At 64.0% G+C, this 21,575-nt stretch carries 20 protein-coding genes and 1 pseudogene; 8 read left to right on the forward strand and 13 right to left on the reverse strand.

The annotated features are described in order from the left end of the window. Positions 1-57: 57 nt before the first annotated feature. Both CO664_RS00995 and CO664_RS01000 read left to right on the forward strand, forming a co-directional pair. Positions 58-1,590: a YifB family Mg chelatase-like AAA ATPase gene (locus CO664_RS00995; RefSeq protein ID WP_097538551.1), complete on the forward strand. Its 1,533-nt coding sequence runs from the start codon at positions 58-60 to the stop codon at positions 1,588-1,590. A 54-nt stretch (positions 1,591-1,644) separates the two neighbouring features. Further along, a complete protein-coding gene (locus CO664_RS01000) occupies positions 1,645-2,181 on the forward strand; it encodes a hypothetical protein (protein ID WP_141471672.1) in 537 nt (178 codons plus the stop codon). Between the two features lie 283 nt (positions 2,182-2,464). On the opposite strand, the gene cysK is transcribed toward CO664_RS01000, so the two are convergent. Continuing rightward, the gene (cysK, locus tag CO664_RS01005; RefSeq protein WP_097537717.1) at positions 2,465-3,433 is read right to left on the reverse strand and encodes a cysteine synthase A; all 969 of its coding nucleotides are present in this window, start codon (positions 3,431-3,433) and stop codon (positions 2,465-2,467) included. Between the two features lie 282 nt (positions 3,434-3,715). Here cysK and CO664_RS01010 point away from each other — a divergent pair, with 282 nt between their 5' ends. Both CO664_RS01010 and CO664_RS01015 read left to right on the forward strand, forming a co-directional pair. Further along, positions 3,716-4,348 (forward strand): LysE family translocator, encoded by a 633-nt coding sequence (locus CO664_RS01010; protein ID WP_097537718.1) that lies wholly within the window; start codon positions 3,716-3,718, stop codon positions 4,346-4,348. A 74-nt stretch (positions 4,349-4,422) separates the two neighbouring features. Next, positions 4,423-5,160, forward strand: coding sequence for a gamma-glutamylcyclotransferase (locus tag CO664_RS01015; RefSeq protein WP_097537719.1), 738 nt, complete (start codon positions 4,423-4,425; stop codon positions 5,158-5,160). Here the strand turns inward: CO664_RS01015 and CO664_RS01020 are convergent. Next, positions 5,138-5,443, reverse strand: a complete 306-nt coding sequence (locus CO664_RS01020; RefSeq protein WP_097525510.1) for an NIPSNAP family protein — start codon at positions 5,441-5,443, stop codon at positions 5,138-5,140. The two genes, CO664_RS01015 and CO664_RS01020, sit on opposite strands and share 23 nt — an antisense overlap. Continuing rightward, complete coding sequence (locus CO664_RS01025) at positions 5,443-6,354, reverse strand: DMT family transporter (protein ID WP_097537720.1); 912 nt, start codon at positions 6,352-6,354, stop codon at positions 5,443-5,445. Before CO664_RS01025 ends, CO664_RS01020 begins: the two co-directional genes overlap by 1 nt. A gap of 136 nt (positions 6,355-6,490) precedes the next feature. Here CO664_RS01025 and CO664_RS01030 point away from each other — a divergent pair, with 136 nt between their 5' ends. Beyond that, complete coding sequence (locus CO664_RS01030; RefSeq protein ID WP_097525512.1) at positions 6,491-6,925, forward strand: Lrp/AsnC family transcriptional regulator; 435 nt, start codon at positions 6,491-6,493, stop codon at positions 6,923-6,925. Positions 6,926-6,983: 58 nt separating this feature from the next. On the opposite strand, the gene dut is transcribed toward CO664_RS01030, so the two are convergent. Beyond that, a complete protein-coding gene (gene dut / locus CO664_RS01035) occupies positions 6,984-7,460 on the reverse strand; it encodes a dUTP diphosphatase (RefSeq protein ID WP_097525513.1) in 477 nt (158 codons plus the stop codon). Positions 7,461-7,552: 92 nt separating this feature from the next. Between dut and CO664_RS01040 the strand changes: the two genes are divergently transcribed. After that, entirely contained in the window at positions 7,553-9,136 is a 1,584-nt protein-coding gene (locus tag CO664_RS01040; protein WP_097537721.1) for a peptide chain release factor 3, read from the forward strand. A gap of 171 nt (positions 9,137-9,307) precedes the next feature. Here the strand turns inward: CO664_RS01040 and CO664_RS01045 are convergent, their stop codons facing one another. From CO664_RS01045 to CO664_RS01055, 3 genes and pseudogenes are all read right to left on the reverse strand, one after another. After that, a complete protein-coding gene (locus tag CO664_RS01045; RefSeq protein ID WP_097537722.1) occupies positions 9,308-10,000 on the reverse strand; it encodes a phenylalanine--tRNA ligase beta subunit-related protein in 693 nt (230 codons plus the stop codon). A 14-nt stretch (positions 10,001-10,014) separates the two neighbouring features. Next, entirely contained in the window at positions 10,015-10,926 is a 912-nt protein-coding gene (locus tag CO664_RS01050) for a DMT family transporter (protein ID WP_095678049.1), read from the reverse strand. A 179-nt stretch (positions 10,927-11,105) separates the two neighbouring features. Next, positions 11,106-11,912: pseudogene (locus tag CO664_RS01055) on the reverse strand (AraC family transcriptional regulator); the annotation flags it as partial. Positions 11,913-12,014: 102 nt separating this feature from the next. On the opposite strand from CO664_RS01055, the gene CO664_RS01060 reads away from it, so the two are divergent. Both CO664_RS01060 and CO664_RS01065 read left to right on the forward strand, forming a co-directional pair. Beyond that, positions 12,015-12,539: a helix-turn-helix transcriptional regulator gene (locus CO664_RS01060; protein ID WP_037420913.1), complete on the forward strand. Its 525-nt coding sequence runs from the start codon at positions 12,015-12,017 to the stop codon at positions 12,537-12,539. Positions 12,540-12,614: 75 nt separating this feature from the next. Beyond that, the gene (locus CO664_RS01065) at positions 12,615-13,598 is read left to right on the forward strand and encodes an NAD(P)-dependent oxidoreductase (protein ID WP_097537723.1); all 984 of its coding nucleotides are present in this window, start codon (positions 12,615-12,617) and stop codon (positions 13,596-13,598) included. Positions 13,599-13,859: 261 nt separating this feature from the next. On the opposite strand, the gene CO664_RS01070 is transcribed toward CO664_RS01065, so the two are convergent. From CO664_RS01070 to CO664_RS01095, 6 genes are all read right to left on the reverse strand, one after another. Then, complete coding sequence (locus CO664_RS01070) at positions 13,860-14,264, reverse strand: GFA family protein (protein ID WP_037420907.1); 405 nt, start codon at positions 14,262-14,264, stop codon at positions 13,860-13,862. A gap of 80 nt (positions 14,265-14,344) precedes the next feature. Next, the gene (gene iolB / locus CO664_RS01075; RefSeq protein ID WP_097525517.1) at positions 14,345-15,145 is read right to left on the reverse strand and encodes a 5-deoxy-glucuronate isomerase; all 801 of its coding nucleotides are present in this window, start codon (positions 15,143-15,145) and stop codon (positions 14,345-14,347) included. A 191-nt stretch (positions 15,146-15,336) separates the two neighbouring features. Further along, on the reverse strand, positions 15,337-16,236 hold the full coding sequence (gene iolE / locus CO664_RS01080; protein WP_097537724.1) for a myo-inosose-2 dehydratase: 900 nt from the start codon (positions 16,234-16,236) through the stop codon (positions 15,337-15,339). 219 nt (positions 16,237-16,455) lie between these two features. Further along, positions 16,456-18,309, reverse strand: coding sequence for a 3D-(3,5/4)-trihydroxycyclohexane-1,2-dione acylhydrolase (decyclizing) (gene iolD / locus CO664_RS01085; protein WP_097538553.1), 1,854 nt, complete (start codon positions 18,307-18,309; stop codon positions 16,456-16,458). Positions 18,310-18,417: 108 nt separating this feature from the next. Further along, complete coding sequence (gene iolC / locus CO664_RS01090) at positions 18,418-20,361, reverse strand: 5-dehydro-2-deoxygluconokinase (RefSeq protein ID WP_097537725.1); 1,944 nt, start codon at positions 20,359-20,361, stop codon at positions 18,418-18,420. A 109-nt stretch (positions 20,362-20,470) separates the two neighbouring features. Beyond that, on the reverse strand, positions 20,471-21,331 hold the full coding sequence (locus CO664_RS01095) for a MurR/RpiR family transcriptional regulator (protein WP_097537726.1): 861 nt from the start codon (positions 21,329-21,331) through the stop codon (positions 20,471-20,473). Positions 21,332-21,575: the final 244 nt, after the last annotated feature.

Below are 21,575 nucleotides of genomic sequence, written 5' to 3' on the forward strand. Positions count from 1 at the left end.
ATTTGGCTTGCTACCGGCGGCGGTTGTGCGGTGCAGGCTGGAGCAATGGGGGGCATCATGGTCGCGCGCGTCAGCACGGTTGCGTTTCAGGGTATCGAGGGCGTTCCGGTCGACGTCCAGGTAATGGTGGCTCCTGGCAAGGTCGGCATGCAGATCGTCGGGCTGCCGGACAAGGCCGTTGCCGAAAGCCGCGAACGCGTCCAGGCGGCGCTGCACGCCTCGGGCCTGGCGCTGCCGGCCAAGCGGGTCACCGTCAATCTGGCGCCGGCCGACCTGCCCAAGGAAGGCAGCCATTTCGACCTCGCCATCGCGCTCGGCCTGATGGCGGCGCTCGGCGCCATCCCAGCGGATGCACTTTCCGGCTATGTGGTCATCGGCGAGCTCAATCTCGACGGCACGATCGCTCCAGTTGCCGGTGCGCTGCCGGCGGCGATCGGGGCCAATGGACTCGGCAAGGGGCTGATCTGCCCCGCCGAAAGCGGCGCTGAAGCGGCCTGGGCCGGCGCCGAGATCAATATCCTGGCGCCGCGCAGCCTGATTGCCATCGCCAATCATTTCCGCGGCACGCAGGTGCTCTCCCGCCCCGAACCGGCGGTCCCGGCGGCCGCCGCCGATCTTCCCGATCTCGCCGACATCAAGGGCCAGGAAAGCGCCAAACGGGCGCTGGAGGTCGCGGCCGCCGGCAATCACAATCTCCTGATGGTAGGCCCTCCCGGTTCCGGCAAGTCGATGCTGGCGTCGCGTCTGCCGTCCATCCTGCCGCCGCTCTCCCCAGCCGAACTGCTCGAAGTGTCGATGATCCATTCGATCGCCGGGCAATTGGCGGGCGGCAAGCTCTCCGACCGCCGGCCGTTCCGTGCGCCGCACCATTCCGCCACCATGGCGGCGCTGATCGGCGGCGGTTTGCGGGCAAAACCCGGGGAGGCGTCGCTCGCCCATCATGGCGTCCTGTTTCTCGACGAGTTTCCGGAGTTTCCCCCGCAGGTGCTCGATGCGCTGCGCCAGCCGCTCGAAACCGCCGAATGCGTCATTGCGCGCGCCAATCACCGTGTGAGCTACCCGGCGGCGATCCAGCTCGTCGCCGCGATGAACCCCTGCCGCTGCGGCATGGCCGGCGAGCCGGGCCGCAGCTGCGCCCGCGGCCCGCGCTGCATGGCCGATTACCAGGCGCGGATTTCCGGTCCGCTGATGGACCGCATCGATATCCGCATCGACGTGCCCGCCGTCAGTGCCGCCAACCTCATCCGCCCCGGCACGGCGGAGGCAAGCGCCGTCGTCGCGCGCCGCGTCGCCCGCGCCCGCGAGTTGCAGCGGGGTCGCTTCGCCGCCCTCGGCCATCCGGAATTGACGAGCAATGCCCGGGCATCGACGGCGATGATCGAGAGAATCGCCGAACCCGATTCGGCGGGGCTGCAGCTCCTCAGGGACGCCGCGGAAAAGATGAAGTTCTCGGCGCGCGGCTATCACCGTGTGCTGAAGGTGGCCCGCACGCTCGCCGATCTCGACGAAGCACCGACCGTCGGACGGATCCATCTCGCCGAAGCGATCTCCTATCGCGTCGCCGGCGAGCGCCTGCCGGTAGCGGCGTAGCGCTCGCCTGGCCCAGTTGCACAAATCCAAGTCCATCTCTCAAGGCCCGCTATCGTGTTCCCCTTCAACGGCACCTTCCAACCAAACCGTTTCGTTATGCCGCTCGCCCTTGTGGCAGGCATTCTCCTTGGACCGGCCGTGGGGTCGGCAGTGTCCGAGGACCCAAGCAAGCTCTCCTATGGGGCGAGAATCGGCATGACGATGACGATCGTTTCGAAGGAGGGAATTGGAACGGCAAACGCTGTGATCCGCCTGAAGCACACGCCGCAGGACGCGAAAGTCTTCTGCGTCGAATATCTCCGCGATGACTCGTTGCGCTGCATTGGAGACGTGATCGCGACGACGAAGCTCGCTGACCGCGTCACCGGCAATTGCGTCGAGCGCACCTGGACGGACATGCATGGCTCCAGCTATTCCTTTCACGGCTCCGCCAGGCAGTCTCCTGAAATGATCAAGAAAGGGCTGCTGTCGGAGACGGACTATCTCATCCGCCGCGACGGTGACGAGGCTTTTCTCCCAAACCTTTCGCTTGCCTCCTACGCCGAGAGGCTCGAAATTTTTCAAAGCCTTTGCCCCGGAATTGCGAAATAGCGCCACGAAACGCCGAAGCGTGCTGCACTACAGCGTCCGCGCCCTTTCAGGCGATCGCGATCAGGGACGGCGGGATGAACCTTTCATCGCCGAGTTCGCCTCGAAGATGAGATCGATGAGGGAGGTGCGGAGAGTGCGAAAGCGGCTTCGACCAAGGCCGACCTCATGAACAAGCCCGGCGATTGGCACGAGATCGTCGTCTCGCTGAACAGCGAGGGATCGAGCGCGGTATGGGCGGAAAACCGAGCACCTCCTCTCATCCCGCTCCGCAGTGCCCGCGCCTCTACCCGCCCAGCCCCTCGAAAAGCACCGTCGAAAGATAACGCTCCGCAAAGGACGGAATGATCACCACGATCATCTTGCCGGCATTCTCCTCGCGCCGGCCGACTTCGATCGCCGCCTGGAGCGCGGCGCCGGAGGAGATACCGACCGGTACGCCTTCGAGCGTGGCGACGAGCCGTGCCACTTCGACCGCTTCGCCCGCATTCACGGTGACGACCTCGTCATAGATCGAGGTGTCGAGGATCGGCGGCGCGAAGCCAGCGCCGATGCCCTGGATCTTGTGCGGTCCCGGCGTGCCGCCCGAGAGGACCGGCGACTCCTCGGGCTCGACGGCGATCACCTTGACCGACGGCTTGCGCGCCTTCAGCACCTGACCGGCGCCGGTGATCGTGCCGCCGGTGCCGATGCCGGAAACGAGGATATCGACGCCGCCTTCGGTGTCGTTCCAGATTTCCTCGGCGGTCGTCCTGCGATGGATTTCCGGATTGGCCGGATTTTCGAACTGCTGCGGGATGATGGCGTCGGGCAGCGTCTCGGTGAGTTCCTGCGCCTTGGCGATGGCGCCCTTCATGCCCTTTGCCCCTTCGGTCAGCACCAATTCGGCGCCGAGCAGCGACAGCATCTTGCGCCGCTCGACCGACATCGTTTCGGGCATGGTGAGGATCAGCCTGTAGCCTTTGGCGGCGGCCACGAAGGCAAGCGCTATGCCGGTATTGCCCGATGTCGGCTCGATCAGCGTCGTCCGGCCGGGCTCGATCTTGCCCTCCGCCTCAAGCGCTTCGATCATCGCGACGCCGATGCGGTCCTTGACCGAGGCGATCGGATTGAAGAACTCGAGCTTGGCAAGCAGGTTCGCCTTCACGCCCTTTTCGCTGGCGAGCCTGTCCAGCCGCACGATGGGAGTGTCGCCGATCGTTTCGGTGATTGATGAAAAGACGCGGCCGCGGCCGGGCTTGCGCGCTTCTGGCATTGTGCTTCTCCCGTTGCTCAAGATGGTTGTCATGAGAATAGGAACAATCAACGGTCCATTCCAGAGCGGGAAAGCGCCGGATGCGGGCAGGCGGAGGAAAAAGCGATAGCAAACCCGCCGGTTGGAGCATGTTTTTCCGGTCGGTGGATAGCACGGCGTGGAAAGTTCCGCTTGAGAACGCCGCACCATCGCTCGCAAAAATTGACCCGGTGACAAGAACGGCGTTGCTAGCGACTCGTTGAGCCGTGCACGTTCCGGAAAAACTGCGGAAGGGGAACGGCCTTGCCCGAAACTCACAATCTCATCGGCTTCGCGCTGATTGCGCTCGGCATGGTACTGACGCCGGGACCGAACATGATCTACCTGATCTCCCGTTCGATCTGCCAAGGCCCGGGCGCCGGCCTTGTCTCGCTCGGCGGCGTGGCACTCGGCTTCGTCTTCTACATGGTCTTCGCCGCGCTCGGCATCACCGCCCTGTTGCTCGCGGTTCCCTTCGCCCACAACGTGCTGTGCTTCGCCGGCGCACTCTATCTCCTCTTCCTCGCCTGGCAGGCCGTGAAGCCCGGCGGTCGCTCGCCGTTCCAGGTCCGCGACCTGCCGCAGGACGGACCGCGCAAGCTCTTCGTCATGGGCCTCGTCACCAGCCTGCTCAATCCGAAGGTGGCGGCGCTCTACCTTTCGCTGCTGCCGCAGTTCATCCGACCGGAATCCGGAAGCGTGCTCCTGCAGTCGCTCGTTTTCGGCAGCCTGCAGATCGCAATCAGCGTCAGCGTCAATGCGCCGATCGCGGTGACCGCCGGGTCGATCGCCGCCTTCCTCGCAGGCCGGCCCCTCTTCATGCTGGTGCAGCGCTGGATGATGAGCACCGTGCTCGCCGGCCTCGCCGTCAGCATGGCTGCCGAGGCGCGCCGGTAGGCGAGGTCACCCGTGAAAGGCCAGCTTGCACCCGGGGGACCGTTGCGCGATCCTCTTCGGCGGAGATTTTGACCATGTCCGGCAGATCAACATCCTTCAGCTTGACCGCGGCCCATGTTGCGCAGGTCCACAGAGCGATTGCGGACGGCGGTCCGGGATCCGGAGCGCAACTGCACACAGATGCGGACTATGACCACTGGGTGGCGCGGATAATGAAGTGCCATCCGGCTCCGGGCTTGCCAACCTTGCTCTTCGCCTATGGATCACTGATCTGGAGGCCGGAGATCGAGCATGTCAGGGAAGAGATCGGCATCGCCCGGGGCTGGCATCGTTCGTTCTGCTTGCGGATGCTTCGCTTTCGGGGAACACCCGATGAGCCGGGTCTGATGATGGCCCTCGACCGCGGCGGGCAGTGCCGCGGCGTTCTCTACGAACTGCCGAACGACGACCTCGAAGGCCAGCTCGGAAGGCTGTTCCGGCGTGAGTTCACCTATAAGCCGCCCAACAGCATGCCCCGCTGGATCAAGGTCGAGACGGGGCAGGGATCCGTTCCCGCTCTGGGTTTCGTCATGAACCGCGCTTCGTCATTCTATGCCGGAAGCCTTCCTCTCGAGGCCGTCGCCGAAGTCCTGGCGCGCGCCTGCGGTCATGTCGGCTCGGGCGCGGAGTATCTCCTCAACACGGTAACGCATCTTGAAGCCAGGGGCATTCGAGATCGCAATTTGTGGCGCCTACAAGCGCTCGTAGCGGAGTGCATCGAGCGCGATCGAGCCGTGGCGTCAAGCGAGCTCATTCAAACACTGGACGCATGAAGCTGCGCTCGTAGCTTAGAATGCAGCGCGTCTCCTCGGCATAGGCGAAGGCCGCTTGGCATTCAGGATCGGCGGCCATCTGCTCGCGATAGGTCTCGTAGGCTGCGAGCGAGGGAAAGCTGAAGAGCGCGAGCGCAATATTGTTGGCGCCCTCATGCGGCATGAAATAGCCGTGATGGCTGCCGCCGAGCCGGTTCACCAGCGGAATCCAGAGCTTGGCGTAATGCTCGAATTCCTTGAGCTTGTAAGGATCGATGACGTATTTCAAATAGCAGGTGATCATCAGGCGCTCCGTTCGGCGTGCTGCTTGATACGTGGGGCCGAACGAAGCGTCCAGCCGAGATTGGTGCCGGCCGCTGCCAGCAGGATCGCGGCCGATCCCAGGATCTGCACGGGCTGCAATTGGTGCCCGAAGGCAATGCGGTCGACCAGGATTGCGGCGATCGGGTAGATGAAAGAAAGCGCGCCCGTCACATGGGTCGGCAGCCGCTGGATCGCGCCATAGAGCAGGATGTACATGATGCCGGTGTGGACGACGCCGATGGTGATCAGCAAGGTCCACTGGATTGCGCTCTGCGGCAGCGGCGCCGTCATGGCAAAGGGGGCGAGTATCGCCGCGCCGGTCAAGACCTGGATCAGCGCGATAAGCTGCGGCGGCGTGCCCTTGAGCAGCTTGGTGACGATCGCCGCAATGGCGTAGAAGAAGGCGGCGCCGAGCGAGAGGGCGATCCCTGCGAGATAATGACCGGTTCCGGCTCCGCCCGCCGGCTTTGCGGAGACGATCGCCAGCATGCCGATGAAGGCGACCGAGAGCCAGAACAGCTTGGTTGGGGTGATCTTCTCGCCGAGGAAAAGCGCCCCGAGCCCGAGCAGCATGAAGGGCTGCGTGTTGTAGACCATCGTCGCAATCGAGATCGAGGCGTGCGAATAGGCTTCGAAAAGCAGCAGCCAGTTGACGACGATCGCCACACCGCCGAGCACGGAAAGCCCGACGACCTTCGGACGCAAGTGCCTGAGATCGATGAGGCCGAGGGCTGCGGCAAGGATTGCGAGCGTCACGGCCCCGAAGACGCAGCGCCAAAAGACGACGCCGGCGACCGGCTGTCCCGACATCAGTACGAACCAGCCGATCGTTCCCGATATCAGCATTGCCGCCGTCATTTCCGCGCTTCCGCGCCGCAAATCCTTGTTCATCGCTCTCGCTCCACTGATGACTTGACCGCCAGAGTAATGAGTCTGCTGATGCGAATATATGGATTGGCGAAGGAGATTGTGAGAGAATGCCTAATTGTGTAAGGGGAACTTCCCAAGTTGACTTACGGAGTTGCCGATGCTGGACGAACTTGACCGTCGTATCCTGGAAATTCTCGCCGCGAACGCCCGCGTGTCGCTGAAGGAACTCGCGCTGGAAGCGGGGCTCTCCTCGCCGAGCGCTGCCGAGAGGCTGCGCAAGCTAGACGAGCGTGGCGTGATCAACGGCTTTACCGTCTCCGTCAACCCGGCGCGGCTCGGCTATCCGCTGCAGGCGGTGGTCCGCGTCCGGCCGATGCCGGGCATGCTGCACATCGTCGAAAAGCTGATCCAGGAGACACCGGAAATCGTCGAATGCGACAAGATCACCGGTGACGATTGCTTCATCGCCAAGATGCTCGTCCGTGACATGGGCGAGCTCGACACGATCCTCGATCGCATCGCCGAAAAGGCGCAGACCAACACCTCGATCGTTAAGTCGACGCCGGTCAAGCGGCGCCTGCCGCCGCTATAGATTCTTGTTTATGCATGTCGTTATCCCAAAACCGCTGCACACTTTTGGCGGACATGCATCAGTTAGCTCCCGTCGAGCCGAAACCGCCGGCGCCGCGCTCGGTCGGCGCGGCGCCGTCTGCCTCGCGGATCGCCACCTGGATCACCGGGGCGATCACCATCTGGGCGATGCGGATGCCGCGCTCGACGATGAAATCCGTCTCGCCGAGATTGATGAGCAGCACCTTCACTTCGCCGCGATAGTCGCTGTCGATCGTGCCCGGCGTGTTGAGGCAAGTGATGCCGTGCTTGAAGGCAAGTCCGGAGCGCGGTCGCACCTGGCCCTCGTGGCCGGCGGGGATCTCGAAGATGAAGCCCGTGGGCACCAGCGCGCGAGCGCCGGGCGCAATCGTCATCGGCTGATCAGCGGGCACGGCGGCTCGCAGGTCCATGCCCGCGGCCCCGGCCGTCTCATAGGCAGGCAGGTCGAGGTCTCGCGCGTGCGGCAGACGGACGAGAGCGAGAGCAGGGTGGTCTATGGAATTGTGCATGGCCATTCCGCCATAAGCAGGATCGGTCTCCCGGCAGTCAATTGCATATTGCCGTCCGAGCCTGTAAAGGACGCGGCAACTCACAGGATACTCAGATCATGGCCGAAAGCATTGCCGAGGCGGTTTCCCGCCGCCGCACATTTGCGATCATTTCGCACCCGGACGCCGGTAAGACGACCCTCACCGAAAAGCTGCTGCTCTTCGGCGGCGCGATCCAGCTCGCCGGCGAGGTGAAGGCCAAGAGGGACCGCATCCAGACCCGTTCCGACTGGATGAAGATCGAGCGCGAGCGCGGCATCTCGGTCGTCACCTCGGTGATGACCTTCGAATACGACGACACGGTCTTCAACCTGCTCGACACGCCCGGTCACGAGGACTTTGCCGACGATACCTATCGCACGCTGACGGCGGTCGACGCGGCCGTCATGGTGATCGACGCCGCCAAGGGCATCGAGCCGCGCACGCTCAAGCTCTTCGAGGTGTGCCGCCTGCGCGACATTCCGATCATTACCTTCGTCAACAAGATGGACCGCGAGAGCCGCGACCCCTTCGAGATCCTCGACGAGGTCGAGCAAAAGCTGGCACTCGACTGTGCGCCGGTCACTTGGCCGATCGGCCGTTCGAAAACCTTCTGCGGCACGTATCATCTTGCCACCAACGAGGTGCGCGGCGCCGACACGCAGGAGCGGCTGACCAAGGTCAACGATCCGGAAATGGCCTCGCATCGCCTGCCGGAGAACGAGCGCGACGCCTTCATCGAGGAGACGATGCTGGCGATCGAGGCCTGCAAGCCCTTCGACCGCAAAGCCTTCCTCGAGGGCCATCTGACGCCGGTCTTCTTCGGCTCGGCGCTCCGCAATTTCGGCGTTCGCGACCTGATCAATGCGCTCAGCGACTTCGCGCCGCCGCCGCGCGCCCAGGTCGCCGACATCCGCACCGTCGAGGCGACCGACGACCGGATGACCGCCTTCGTCTTCAAAATCCAGGCGAACATGGACCCGAACCACCGCGATCGCATCGCCTTCGTCCGTGTCTGCTCGGGCAAGCTCGAGCGCGGCATGAAGGCGCGCCTGTCGCGCACCGGCAAGCAGATGGGGCTTACCGCCCCGCAGTTCTTCTTTGCCTCGCAGCGCCAGCTCGCCGATACAGCCTTTGCCGGCGACGTGGTGGGCATCCCGAACCACGGCACGCTTCGGATCGGCGATACGCTGACGGAAGGCGAGCCGCTCGTTTTCCAAGGCGTGCCGAACTTCGCGCCGGAAATCCTCCGCCGCGTGCGGCTCGAGGACGCGATGAAGGCGAAGAAGCTGAAGGAGGCGCTGCAGCAGATGGCGGAGGAGGGCGTCGTGCAGCTCTTCTCCCCCGATGACGGTGCGCCTGCCATCGTCGGCGTTGTCGGCGCGCTGCAGCTCGACGTGCTGAAGGAGCGCCTGCAGGCGGAATACGGCCTGCCCGTCTCCTTCGAAATGTCGCGTTTCTCCGTCTGCCGCTGGGTCTCCGCCGACAATCCCGCCGAACTCGAAAAGTTTATCGCGGCGCGGCGCGGCGACATCGCCCGCGACCTCGATGGCGACCCGGTGTTCATGGCCCAGGACGGCTTCTCGCTGCGCTACGAGTCGGAACGCTACCCGGCGATCAAAATGGTGGCGATCAAGGAATATCACGTCGCCAAGGCGGCGTGATCGACCCCCACGAGAATGACATTCGCAGCGCGAGAATCAGTTGGGCGCAGCAAGTGATGGAACGCCTCCATCAAGCATGGATTTGATCCTCGCTGTCGCGGTTGGAACGCGCCTTAGCCGTTCAAAGCTTTTTGGCAGCAGTGAGGCGATGACCAAGCGAATGGTGGCCGTTCAGCAATCAAGACGCGGCGCCGTCCGGCCCAATATCGCGCATCGAGGCTCGACGGACCAGACGGCGCGGATGGCGGCGCCGAGTTCGTCGGTCAGCCGTTTCACGTCGGCCGCCGCGCCGGCGTGCAGCGCCTCGGCGACGACCAGCACGCGCTTTGTCTCGTCGCGCACGGCCGAATAACCGCTCTGGCGGTTGGTCCAGCGTCGCGCATGGGCACGTTTCTCGGCGTCGGTGAAGATGACCTCCCGCGGCTCAGGATGTTCGATGTCGCCGGCAAATGTCATGTAGACCTCGTCGCCGTCAGCGTGCCGCACCTCGAGATGGGCCGCCACCTTGTCGAGATCGAAGACTGCGATCGGAATGGCAAAGGCGAGCGAAGCCGCATTGCAAAGATCGATCAGCGGATGGATTTTGGGTAGTGTTCCCTCCTTCCTGAACCGCCTGAGCAGCGCCTCGGAGGCTGAGCGATATTGCGTCGGCTTCATCCCCATGCGCGAAAAGGCGCGGCGCCAGGCCTGTATTTCGGGAAGATCACCCTCTGCGGCTTCTGCAAGTCGGGCTTTCGCGACGGCCTCGAACTCAGTGGCATGGGCCGCGACGGGCACGTCCCGATGGATGCCCTCGACATGGAGGACGCCCGCCGCAAGTTCGGGGAACTCTGTCCAGATATCGGTCGAGTGACGGAAATGCATGAGACTGCTCCTGTTCAATGAGGTTCGGGTCGTATCCGTAGGCTGCCCGGAGTCGTCGGCCTGGAAAGGCCGATGCAGAGCACCGCGGCAAGGACGCAGCCGATGCCGAGCAGTTGATGACGAGTCAGCGGCTCGCCGAGCACCGCAAAGGCGAAAAGCACGGCGGATACGGGCGCAAGCGCTGTGAAGACCGACGCTTCGGTACCGCTCACCTTGGCCAGCCCCGCATACCAGAGCAGGAAGCCGCCGACGGTCGGCACCAGTGCATAATACGCGACGGCGGCAATGGCGGCCGTGGTTATCGATCCGGCCCAGGGAACCTCCGCAAGCGCAATCGGCGCGGCGATCACGCCGCCGAGGCCGGCCATCAGACTGGATAGGGTCAGCGGTGGGATTGCGCGCTTCAAACGCTTGTTGAGGAGGATGAACAGCCCTTCGCAGATGACGGCGCAGAAGATCAGCACGCTACCGGTGAGCGAATGCATGCCGCCGGTCTCCGATCGAAAAACGATCGTCAGCACGCCTGCGGCGGCAAGAGCGATCGCGAGAAGCGTCGAAGGATGCGGTCTTTCACCAAGAATGACGATGGCGATCGCCGCCGAGACGACGGGAAGCGTACCGATGATCACGCCGGCATCTGCCGCGGGGGTGAGCTTCAAGCCGGAAATGAGCAGGGTCGTATAGCCGACGCTGCCGGCGCCGGCCTGCAGAAAAAGGATGAGCCAGTCGCCCCTTGGGAGCCGCGGCCACGGCGTTCGGGTTCGCCGCATCAGCAGCAGCAAGAGCGGGAAGGCGATGGCGAAACGCAGCGCCGTTGCGGTGAAAGGCGGCAGGCCGGCCGCGATGATCTTGCTCGCAGCAACCGTGCTCCCCACAAGAACCATCGCGAGAGAAAGATAGAAGTATCCCTGAGCTTGCTTCGACATGCTGCCCGCCATCCGTGATTGCTGACGGCAGAAAATCGGATCGGGGGGCGGAGGTCTTGAACGGAATTGCAGGTCCTAAAGCGCGTCGCATTCAACCATATTCATGCCACGCGCTTTGGGTCTTTGTTTTTGTGCATGTCGATGTCCCAAAACCGCTGCGCACTTTTGGGCGGCATGCCGACAGCCCGCGCATAGGCGCCTGGCGAAAACCCATATTTGCGGACGAATAGCCGCGTCATATGGCTCTGGTCGGCAAAACCGCCGGCAATCGCCGCCTCCGCAAGCGGCGTGCTCTCGCCGATCAGCCGACGGACGATATCGATGCGCCGTTGCATGAGATAGGCATGCGGCGTCAGGCCGGTCGCCTTGGCAAAGCCGCGCACGACCTGGAAGCGGCTCAAGCCGCTTTCGCGGGCGAGGTCCGCCAAGGTGAGCGGCGTCAGCGGATCGTCGTCGATCAGACTGATCGCCGCTGCGATCGAAGCGGGCACTTTTTGCCCGGTGGCGGATCGGGGGACAAGATGCATCGCCTCGGCAAGCAACGTCACCCCCAGTTCTTCCCAGCGAAGCGTCGCCTCGGCGCCGTCTGCGGTCGCTGCAGCCGCGAAGAGGGCGCGAAAGCGGGCCGCGAGGACAACGTTGCGGATGACCGGAACGGCGAACTCGCAGGTCCGCATTCGTCCTTCGCTGATGTCGCTGACGACAGCCTCGATCAGCGACGGCGCGAGATAGAGCATCCGCCAGGAGCGACCGGCGTCGCCGACCGGCGCGCCGTCGTGGACCTCGCCCGGATTGACGGTGATCACGTCGCCGGCTTCCGCCTCGACGGTGCCGCGCCCACTCAGCGAACTCTGCGCGCCTTGGTGAATGAGGCCGATGCCGAATTGCTCATGGGTGTGGCGCGCGAAGCGATGGCGTGTCGCGGCTTCGACCACGTCGACCCCGTCAATGCGGCGCGGCATCACCCTGAATTGGCCTTTCATCACGATCCGATCGCCGTCTGTGTTCTTCGTTGGGCCCGATGCTGGTATAGCCTTTCCGTTGTCCTGCGGCAAAGCGGCACGCGGTTCGGCTTCGAGGAGGTGGCAATGCTTTACACAGGACGCGCGTTGAAGCGCTTGCGCCTCATGCGCGGCATCAAGCAGAGCCACGTGGCGGAGCTCCTGGGCGTCACGCAGGCGACGGTATCGCGCTGGGAGACCGGCGTCCTGATGCCCGCCGAGGATCAGCGAGCCGCTCTCGAACGCCTCTTCGCGCCTCAGGCATCCGCCGCCGATGCGGCCATCAGGCGGCTCGTCGAAACCTCGACAGCGCGCGTCCATCTGATTTGCGACCACTCGCATCGGCTGCTGGCGGCGTCGCCGGCCCGGCGGAAGGAATGGCGACGAGATATGCTCGGAACGCCGATGTTCCGTTATGCGTCGGAGGGCATTCAGCAGGCTGAGGCGACGCTTCAAGACCTTGGCTGGTATCACGGCCAGACGTCGTCGCTTGTCGTCGCGACGGGGCCGAACGGCCGCGACGACGTGCCGATCCTCGCGGGCAGCGTGCTGTGGGAACGCATTCCACTTTCGGACGGAGCGATCGGCCGCCTGGTGACGACGCTGACGTGATCGCGGGGGTATAATTTATGCCTTGTCGCTCCTCGCCGGCCGCGTTTAGCCTTCCAGGAAACGAGGAGCGAACGGATGACAATTCTGGTGACGGGAAGCGCTGGCCATCTCGGCGAGGCGCTGATGCGAGTATTGCGCCGGGCGGGGCGCCCGGTGCGCGGTGTCGACATCAAGCCCTCGGAATTCAGCGACCATCTCGGCTCGATCGCCGATCCCGCCTTCGTCCGGCACGCCGTCAAGGGTGTGCGAGCCGTCATCCATGCGGCGACACTGCACAAACCGCATGTGGCGACGCACGGCTATTCGGAATTCGTCGATACCAATATCACCGGGACGCTCAACCTGCTCGAGGCCGCAGCCGATGCGGGCGTCGGCGCCTTCGTCTTTACCAGCACCACCAGCGCTTTCGGTTCCGCGCTGACGCCGGCGCCTGGCGCGCCGGCCGCCTGGATCACCGAGGATGTCACGCCGATTCCACGCAATATCTACGGCACAAGCAAGCTTGCGGCGGAAGGACTCTGCGAACTCTTCGCCCGGCGGCACCGGCTGCCCACCATCATTCTGCGCACCTCCCGATTTTTTCCCGAGGCCGACGACGATGCGGAAATCCGGGGCCGCTATGAAACGGAGAATGCTCAGGCGAACGAACTCCTCTACCGCCGGGCCGATATCGAAGACGTGGTGAGCGCGCATCTGGCGGCGGTGGAGCGGGCAGAGGAGATTGGCTTCGGGCGCTATATCGTCTCGGCGCCGACGCCCTTTTCGCCTAACGACCTGGCCGAGCTCAGGACGGACGCCGCGCGCGTCGTCCTGAGCCGATTCCCGGAATGCGAAGCGTTCTATGCAGAGCGGGGCTGGAAGCTCTTTCCGTCGATCGACCGGGTTTATGTGAGTGCCCGGGCAATCTCGTCTCTCGGCTGGCGGCCCAAATATGATTTCCGGCACGCGCTTTCTTGCCTTCGCCGGGATGAGGATTTCCGAAGTCCCTTGGCGCGTGAGATCGGCTCGAAGGGCTACCATGATACGGTGTTCGCCGAGGGGCCCTATCCGGTGGCGTAGTGGTACGCGGAGATTGCGCGGGGTCGGATCTGCGGAGTACCCCTGGGTCGCACCCCCCTCTGCCCTGCCGGGCATCTACCCCGCATGGGGGGAGATCGGCAAGCGGCGATGTCCTGCTCAATCAACTACACTGAGACATGCCGTTGCCTCGGCGACCTCGGCATTGTCGAATTTAAGGTCGGCCAAGGCATTGCTTCTGGCCAATCTCCACCCTTGTGAGGGAGATGCCCGGCAGGGCAGAGGGGGTATCAACACCCTCTCTTATTCCCGCGGCCGCCCCGGCAGCGCGCTTATGTCGCCGACCCAAGGCAGGGCGGAGGAGCACCAGATCTGCGAACGCGGCGTGAGTTCGGCCCGCTGGTTGATCGTGCCGACACGGATGCCGATCTCCTCCGCGTCCTCATCCGTGCCCGTGGTATAGACCGGCGAGCCGCATTGCGGGCAGAAGAATTGCAGCCTTTTGCGCCCGTTCTCGGCGATCTTGACGTAGAGCTTCGGTTCGCCGCCGGTGAGCCGGAAGGAGGCGCGCGGCGCGCTCGCCGTCACGCGATAGGCGGAACCGGTGAGTTTCTGGCAATCGGTGCAGTGACAGATCGAGACGTCCTCGGGATCGATTTCCGCCTCATAGGTGACGAAGCCGCAATGGCACTGGCCGTCGATGTGCATGGGAGGGCTCCTCGTCGCTTTGCCTCAGCAAGATACGATAGGGCGCCCGCCCGTTTCGTCGAGTGTATTGCCGCCCCGGCTCAGATGCCGGTGAACAGCCACTCGTGTTCCTTGGCATTGTGGAACTTCCAGATCCGCTTCGGCCCGGCCATGACGTTGAGATAATACGAGTCGTAGCCGTGAATGGCGGCGACCGGATGGTAGCCCTTCGGGACGAGCGCCACGTCGCCGTCTTCCACCGCCATGGTCTCGTCGAGCGATCGGTCGTCCGTGTAGACGCGCTGCATGGCAAAGCCCTGCGGCGGGTTGAGGCGGTGGTAATAGGTTTCCTCGAGATAGCTTTCGGCCGGCAGGTTGTCCTGGTCGTGCTTGTGCGGCGGGTAGGAGGAGGTGTGGCCGCCCGGCGTGATCACCTCGACGACCAGCAGCGACTGAGCCGAGCCGTCGTCCTCCGGCATGATATTGGTGACGTAGCGGGTATTGGTGCCCTTGCCGCGCGTCATCTGCGGATGCGTGCCGGGGTGGATCACCTTCGCCTCGAAGCCTTCGCCACCGGGTGCGGAGCAGACGGCGAGCTCGAGGTCGGTCGTGGCTTCGGCCTGCCATGCGCTGCCCTTCGGCACATAGACGGCATAGGGCTGACCCTCGAAGGGCGTCATGCGCTCGCCGAGTTCGCCGAAATCCTCGCCGTCGACGGAGATCTTCGCCCTGCCGCTGACGAGCACCAGGCAGAATTCCTTCTCGCCCGCTTCGCCGCCGGTCTTTTCCCCTGGCTTCAGCCGGTTAAGCGCGAAACCGACATAGGTCCAGCCGGCGCTCTCCGGCGTGATGTCCTGGACCAGACCGGTTTGCGCCTTCGGTTTGACGAGCAGTTTGGACATGTGACGGTCTCCTGATTTTCTTCCTTGTAGCCGCGTCTCGGCCCGCCCCTTTCCTCGGGTTTAACCCGAAGACTAACCCTCTCCCTGCAGGGGGAGAGGGGACTTTAAGCGGCGCTGCATATCCCTTCTCCCCGCGAGCGGGGAGAAGGTGGCGGCAGCCGGGTGAGGGGGCGCTGCCAACGAATAAGAGCTTACTTGTCCAGCCCCGCTTCCTTCGCAAACGCCTTCAACGATTTCAGGCCCAAGGACTGGTATTCGAACGGATTGCGCACCGCCGAATCCTGCTCGGCCTCGATCACCAGCCAGCCATCATAGCCGTGTTCGGCGGCGATTTTCAGCACCGGCAGGAAGTCGACACCGCCTTCGGCATCGCCGGGTACCGTGAAGACGCCGCGGCGCACGCCTTCGAGGAATGAGAGTCCTTCGCCTTCAACCACTTTGCGGACCGCCGGACGGACGTTCTTGCAATGAATGTGACGGACGCGGTCCATGTATTTCTTCGCCACTTCCACCGGATCGGAGCCGCCGAACCAGGCGTGCCCGGTGTCGAGCAGCAGCTTCGTCGCCGGCCCTGTGTTTTCCATCAACAGGTCGATCTCCTCGCCGCTCTGGACGATCGTGCCCATGTGGTGGTGATAGACGAGGTCGATGCCCTGGTCGGCGCAATACTCAGCGATCACCTCGAGATCCGCGCCGAACTTCTTCCACTGATCGGCCGGCAGCACCGGCTTGTCCCTGACGAGCGACTTGGAATCGTCGCCATGGATGGCGTTCGAGGTCTCGCAGACGATCGCCACCTTGCAGCCATTGTGCTTCAAAAGATCGAGATGCGGCTGGATCGCCTTTTTCTCGGCCTCGACGTCATGGGTCAAGAGATTGGTCGAGTGCCAGCCGGAGACGAAGACGAGGTCGTAGGAGCCGAGCTTCTGCTTCAGCGCCTCCGGATCGGACGGCATCTTGTGGCCCTTCTCGATGCCGTCGAAGCCGATCTTCTGGCAATCGGAGAGGCAGTCCTCGAGCGTCAGATGCGCGCCGATCGAATGGTCGTCGTCGTTGCTCCAGGCGATCGGGTTGGTTCCGTAGCGGATCATGGTCTCACTTTCTGGTTTGTCTGCTCGAAGCGGTTGCTTCGTTATCTTTTGGCGCAATGCCCCTCAACCTACCGCCACCTTCTCCCCGTAAGGACGAGGAGAAGGGATATGCCGCGGCCTCCGAAGTCCCCTCTCCCCGCTTTAGGGAGAGGGCTAGTCCTCGGGTTAAACCCGAGGAGAGGGGCCCCTGAATGTACTGGAACCCGTGGTTTATTGAGATCAACCGAAGCGCTGCGACTGCAGTGCCTTCTCGTAACCGTCGCGGGCCACCTTCACCTGCTCGCGCTCAGAGACTTCCGGAACGGCGACGTCCCACCAATGGCCGCCGGCCTCGGTCGTGATCAGCGGATGGGTGTCGATGACGATCACCGTGGTGCGGGCCTCGTTGGCGGTTTCGGCAAGCGCCGCTTCGAGTTCGGGTATCGAGCCGACCTTGCGGGTGACGGCTCCCATGGCGGCGGCATGCGCGGCGAAGTCGATCTGCGGCAGTTCTACGTGATGCGTGTCCTGAAGCAGATTGTTGAAGTTGGCGCCGCCGGTCTCCATCTGCAGCCGGTTGATGCAGCCGTAGCCGGCATTGTCGAGGAGAACGATGGTGAACTTGGCGCCGAGCATGATCGACGAGGCGATCTCCGAGTTCAGCATCATGTAGCTGCCGTCGCCGACCATGACGATCACGTCGCGCTCGGGCCTGGCAAGCTTGACGCCGAGGCCGCCGGCAACCTCGTAGCCCATTGTCGAGAAGCCGTATTCCATGTGGTAGCCGCCGGGCTCTTCCGCCTGCCAGAGCTTGTGCAGCTCGCCGGGCAGACCGCCGGCGGCGCAGACGAGCGTCGTCTTGTTGCCGCCGCGGGCGCGCTGGACGGCACCGATCACCTGGGCGTCGGAGGGCAGCGCCGCATTGGTCGTGGCCGTCGCCTTGTCGGCCGCGGCCATCCATTCGGCCTTGCCGGCCTTCGCCTTTTCCGTCCAGCTCCGGTCGACCGTGTAGCCACCGAGCCCGCCGGACAGGCGGTTGAGGCCGACCCGCGCGTCGCAGATCAGCGGCAGGCCGTTGTGCTTACCGGCGTCGAAGGGCTGGACATTGAGGCCGATGATTTTCATCTCGTCGTTCTTGAAGAGCGCCCAGGAACCGGTGGTGAAGTCCTGGAGGCGCGAGCCGACGGCGAGCACCAGGTCGGTCTCCTCGGCAAGCCGGTTGGACGCGGAGGTCCCGGTGACGCCGACCGAGCCCATGTTGAACGGATGCGAATGCGGCAATGCGGACTTGCCGGCCTGCGTCTCGACGACTGGGATGCCGTGCCTTTCTGCAAAGTTAGCGAGGTCTGCGGTCGCTTCGGAATAGAGCACGCCGCCGCCGGCGATAATGATCGGCTTCTTCGCGGACTTGAGCAATTCGATCGCCGATGCCAACTCGTCGAGGTCCGGTTCGATGCGGCGCGGCACCCAGACCTTCTCTTCGAAGAAGGATTCCGGATAGTCATAGGCTTCCGCCTGCACGTCCTGGCAGAGCGACAGCGTCACGGGACCGCAATCGGCCGGATCGGTCAGCACCTGCATGGCGCGGCGAAGCGCCGGGATGATCTGTTCCGGCCGGGTGATACGGTCGAAATAGCGCGACACCGGACGGAAGCAGTCATTGGCCGAGATGGTGGCATCGCCGAAGTTTTCCACCTGCTGCAGCACCGGATCGGGCCGGCGGTTGGCGAAGACGTCGCCGGGCAGGAACAGGACAGGCAGGCGGTTGACATGGGCGAGGGCCGCCGAGGTGACCATGTTGAGGGCGCCGGGGCCGATCGAGCTCGTGCAGGCCATGAAGCGGCGGCGGAAGCTCGCCTTGGCAAAGGCGATCGCAGCGTTCGCCATGCCCTGCTCGTTTTGGGCGCGGTAGGTCGGCAGGGTTTCGCGGATGGCGTAGAGCGCCTCGCCGACGCCGGCGACGTTGCCATGGCCGAAGATAGCGAAGACGCCGCCGAAGATCGGCACGCGCTTGCCGTCGATGATCGTCATCTGCCGGGTCATGAACCGCGCCACGGCCTGTGCCACGGTCAGGCGCACGGTTTTCTGGCTCATCTTGAATTTCCTCCAGGTGGCGAAGTCCGCTTCGCCCATTGTCGTTTTTAATGCCGCAGGCCGGCTATAAGTACAGCAGGCTTCGGGTGCTTCCCACGTCCTTCCTGCTTAGGCAGCCTTTGTTTCACCCAAGCGCAGCCAGAGATCCACCAGCGCCTTGAACTTCGCCGCCATGTCGGCGACGGCCTCGTCGTCGCTCATCGAACCGGTGAGCCAGCTCTTGGCGGCGTCGGCAAAGATCGTCCGGCCGACGGCAAATCCTTTCACCGACGTCGACGTCCTCGCCGCCGCGAACCCGTCCTTCAGCACGTCGTAAGGGGCCTCGAGGCCGAGCAGGACGACGCCCCGGCAGAGCGGGTCACGGTTTTCGATGACGGCGTCGATGTCCGCCCAGGCGCCGCGGCTCGCCTGCGGCTCGAGCTTCCACCAATCGGGTTTCAGGCCGGCATCATAGAGCTCGTTCAGCGCCCGCGGTATCGTGTCGTCCTCAAGCGGTCCGTGCTTGCCGGCGATGATTTCGATCAGGATCTCGCGGCCGACCTTGCGGGCCGCCTCGAAAGCCGAACGAAGCTTGGCGATCTGCGCGGCCTTCATTTCGGCCGGATCGTCCGGATGGTAGAAGGAGAGCACCTTGATGCAATGGTCGACGGGCCAGTCGATAAGCCGGCTGCCGAGATCCTGGCTGAATTCGAACTGTAGCGGCCGCGAGCCCGGCAGCTCGATCGGCTTGCCGATCCAGAAATCGCGGTAGGCACCGGCGGCATAAAGGGCGTCTCGGCCGTATTTGTCGTCGATCAGCATGCCGAAGCCGGACCGGCCGGCGGCGACTTCAGCAGCGGCCTTGACGGCGAGCGCCTTGAAGGCCGGGATGCGCGCCAGCAGCTCCGGCTTGCCCTCGGCGATATCCTCCAGCTGGCTGCGGTGGTCGATGGCGAGCGCCATCAGCAGCGGGATGTCGCGGCGGCGCGTCGTCGCCCAGTGCACGTGGTTGATCGCCTCGTCCTTGCGCAGCGCCTTTTCCTTGCTGCCGTGCTCCAGGAAGAACTGCAATTCAGTCCAGGTCGGGATCTCCGGCGCGCAGAGCAGCCGCGATACCGCGAAGGCGCCGCAGGCATTGGCCCAGGTGGCCGAGGTCTCATGCGGCTCGCCCTTCAACCAGCCGCGCAGGAAGCCGGACATGAAGGCGTCGCCGGCGCCGAGCACGTTATAGACCTCGATCGGGAAGCCCTTGCCGACAATGCCGTCCTCGAGATCGTCGGAGATCGGCCCGTCATAGACGATGCAGCCCATCGGTCCGCGCTTCAAGACGATCGTCGCGTTCGACAGCGACCGGATGGTCTTCAAGGCTTGCAGCAGGTCGCTCTCGCCAGACGCGATGAGCACCTCTTCCTCGGTGCCGACGATCAGGTCGCAATCGCCGAGCACGGTCTTCAGGTGCGCCGAGACGCGGTCGGAAGCGATGTAGCGGCTTTCGCCCGCATCGTGGCCCGCGAGGCCCCAGAGGTTCGGGCGATAGTCGATGTCGAAGACGATCTTCGCGCCGCTTTCCTTGGCGATCCGGATCGCCTTGCGCTGCGCGGCATCGGTGTTGGGCTTCGAGAAATGCGTGCCGGTGACGAGGACCGCGCGGGCGGAGCGGATGAAGTCCTCCGCGATGTCATCTTTATTGAGCGCGTTGTCGGCGCAATTGTCACGATAGAAGAGCAGCGGAAACGACTTTTCGTTCTCGACGGAGAGGATCGCGAGGGCGGTCAGCCGTTCCGGATCGGTGACGATGCCGCGCGTCTCCACGCCCTCGCGTTGCAACTGTTCGCGGATGAAGCGGCCCATCTGCTCGTTGCCGACGCGCGTCAGCAGCGCCGATTTCAGCCCGAGGCGCGCGGTGCCAACCGAAATATTGCAGGGGCAGCCGCCGACCGATTTGGCAAAGCTCGCCACGTCCTCGAGCCGCGTGCCGATCTGCTGACCGTAAAGGTCGACCGAGGCTCTGCCGATGGTGATGATGTCGAGGGGCTTGGCGCCCTTTGCCGATGCCGATGGTATCTGGCTCACTGCTTCCTCCCCGCGGACGCCGCGCCGGCGCCGACAGATTTCGTTAGGTGCTGGGCGATGAGCGTATGAAACATAAATTCCGTCCTTTCGTCAATATGGAATTTTCGTTCTATATTGACGCGGCATCTTCGGCGCGACGGCGTTTTTCGGCGATCGCCACCGTCAGCGCCATGGCGAAGGCCATGCTGGCCGACAGCGAACGGAAGCCGGCGTGGTCGGCCTCGACGAGCTCGAACCAGACCTTCGACGACTCGGCGAGGGGCGAGAAGGCAGAGTCTGTCAGCGATACGACCGGAACCCTTCGATTCGCCAAAAGCCGAGCCTGGGCCGCGCTCTCGGACGCATAGGGCGAGAAGCTGACGGCAAAGGCGGCATCCCCTTTCGTCGCCATCGCCAGCATGTCGTCGTCGATGCCGGCGGCCGTGCCGACATGCTGGTATTTCACCTTCAGCTTGCCGAAGGCATAGGCCATGTAGCTGGAGATCGGGTAGGAGCGGCGCTTGGCGATGAGATAAATCGTCTCCGCCTTGGCGAGGATGTCGACCGCCTGCTCGAAGGCCTCCGGATCGACAGATGTCGCGATATTGTCGAGCGAGCGATGCGCGGCAGCAACGAAGCCGTTGAAGATCGAGCCGCTTTCGAGCTTGCTGTGCTCGTTGCCGCGCAGCGCCTTCAACCGGTCCTCGTAACCCGGTGTTCGCTCACGCAGGCGCGCCCGAAAGATCTGCTGCAGGCTCGAAAAGCCTTCGAAGCCGAAATGCTGGGCGAAGCGCACCAGAGTCGACGGTTGGACGTCGGCCGAGGTGGCGATGCTCGCTGCCGTGCCGAAGGCGATTTCGTCCGGATTGTCCAGCGAATAGGCGGCGACCTGTTTCAGCCGCTTCGGCAATTGCGCCTTGCGTTCGAGGATGACGGCCTTCAGCGCCTCGAAATCCTGCGGGGCATCCGTGGTCGTCTCCGATGTCGACATCGTTCAGCGTCTCCAGGCTCGCTTGTTCTATTTGCCTCACTCTAATCGATTAGGCGATATGGGCATAGAACGGACGTTCTATTTTTATGGATTTTCCGTAGCGGTGAAAAGCCGTTTGGCCCCTCATCCCGCTGCCGCGACCTTCTCCCCGCGCGCGGGAAGAAGGGATATGCCGCGCCCTCCAAGTCCCCTCTCCCCGCTTGCGGGGAGAGGGTTAGGGTGAGGGGCGATTCCCGGGCGTCGT

Source organism: Sinorhizobium sp. NG07B, from assembly GCF_002532005.1.
Lineage (GTDB): Bacteria > Pseudomonadota > Alphaproteobacteria > Rhizobiales > Rhizobiaceae > Sinorhizobium > Sinorhizobium fredii_C.

What these genes read in the sequence shown, in the direction of transcription:
- CO664_RS00995 (WP_097538551.1), top strand. Translation starts at nt 58, where the DNA reads ATGGTCGCGCGCGTCAGCACGGTTGCGTTTCAGGGTATCGAGGGCGTT.
- cysK (WP_097537717.1), bottom strand. Translation starts at nt 3,433, where the DNA reads ATGCCAGAAGCGCGCAAGCCCGGCCGCGGCCGCGTCTTTTCATCAATC.
- CO664_RS01015 (WP_097537719.1), top strand. Translation starts at nt 4,423, where the DNA reads ATGTCCGGCAGATCAACATCCTTCAGCTTGACCGCGGCCCATGTTGCG.
- CO664_RS01020 (WP_097525510.1), bottom strand. Translation starts at nt 5,443, where the DNA reads ATGATCACCTGCTATTTGAAATACGTCATCGATCCTTACAAGCTCAAG.
- CO664_RS01025 (WP_097537720.1), bottom strand. Translation starts at nt 6,354, where the DNA reads ATGAACAAGGATTTGCGGCGCGGAAGCGCGGAAATGACGGCGGCAATG.
- CO664_RS01030 (WP_097525512.1), top strand. Translation starts at nt 6,491, where the DNA reads ATGCTGGACGAACTTGACCGTCGTATCCTGGAAATTCTCGCCGCGAAC.
- dut (WP_097525513.1), bottom strand. Translation starts at nt 7,460, where the DNA reads ATGGCCATGCACAATTCCATAGACCACCCTGCTCTCGCTCTCGTCCGT.
- CO664_RS01040 (WP_097537721.1), top strand. Translation starts at nt 7,553, where the DNA reads ATGGCCGAAAGCATTGCCGAGGCGGTTTCCCGCCGCCGCACATTTGCG.
- CO664_RS01045 (WP_097537722.1), bottom strand. Translation starts at nt 10,000, where the DNA reads ATGCATTTCCGTCACTCGACCGATATCTGGACAGAGTTCCCCGAACTT.
- CO664_RS01050 (WP_095678049.1), bottom strand. Translation starts at nt 10,926, where the DNA reads ATGTCGAAGCAAGCTCAGGGATACTTCTATCTTTCTCTCGCGATGGTT.
- CO664_RS01060 (WP_037420913.1), top strand. Translation starts at nt 12,015, where the DNA reads ATGCTTTACACAGGACGCGCGTTGAAGCGCTTGCGCCTCATGCGCGGC.
- CO664_RS01065 (WP_097537723.1), top strand. Translation starts at nt 12,615, where the DNA reads ATGACAATTCTGGTGACGGGAAGCGCTGGCCATCTCGGCGAGGCGCTG.
- CO664_RS01070 (WP_037420907.1), bottom strand. Translation starts at nt 14,264, where the DNA reads ATGCACATCGACGGCCAGTGCCATTGCGGCTTCGTCACCTATGAGGCG.
- iolB (WP_097525517.1), bottom strand. Translation starts at nt 15,145, where the DNA reads ATGTCCAAACTGCTCGTCAAACCGAAGGCGCAAACCGGTCTGGTCCAG.
- iolE (WP_097537724.1), bottom strand. Translation starts at nt 16,236, where the DNA reads ATGATCCGCTACGGAACCAACCCGATCGCCTGGAGCAACGACGACGAC.
- iolD (WP_097538553.1), bottom strand. Translation starts at nt 18,309, where the DNA reads ATGAGCCAGAAAACCGTGCGCCTGACCGTGGCACAGGCCGTGGCGCGG.
- CO664_RS01095 (WP_097537726.1), bottom strand. Translation starts at nt 21,331, where the DNA reads ATGTCGACATCGGAGACGACCACGGATGCCCCGCAGGATTTCGAGGCG.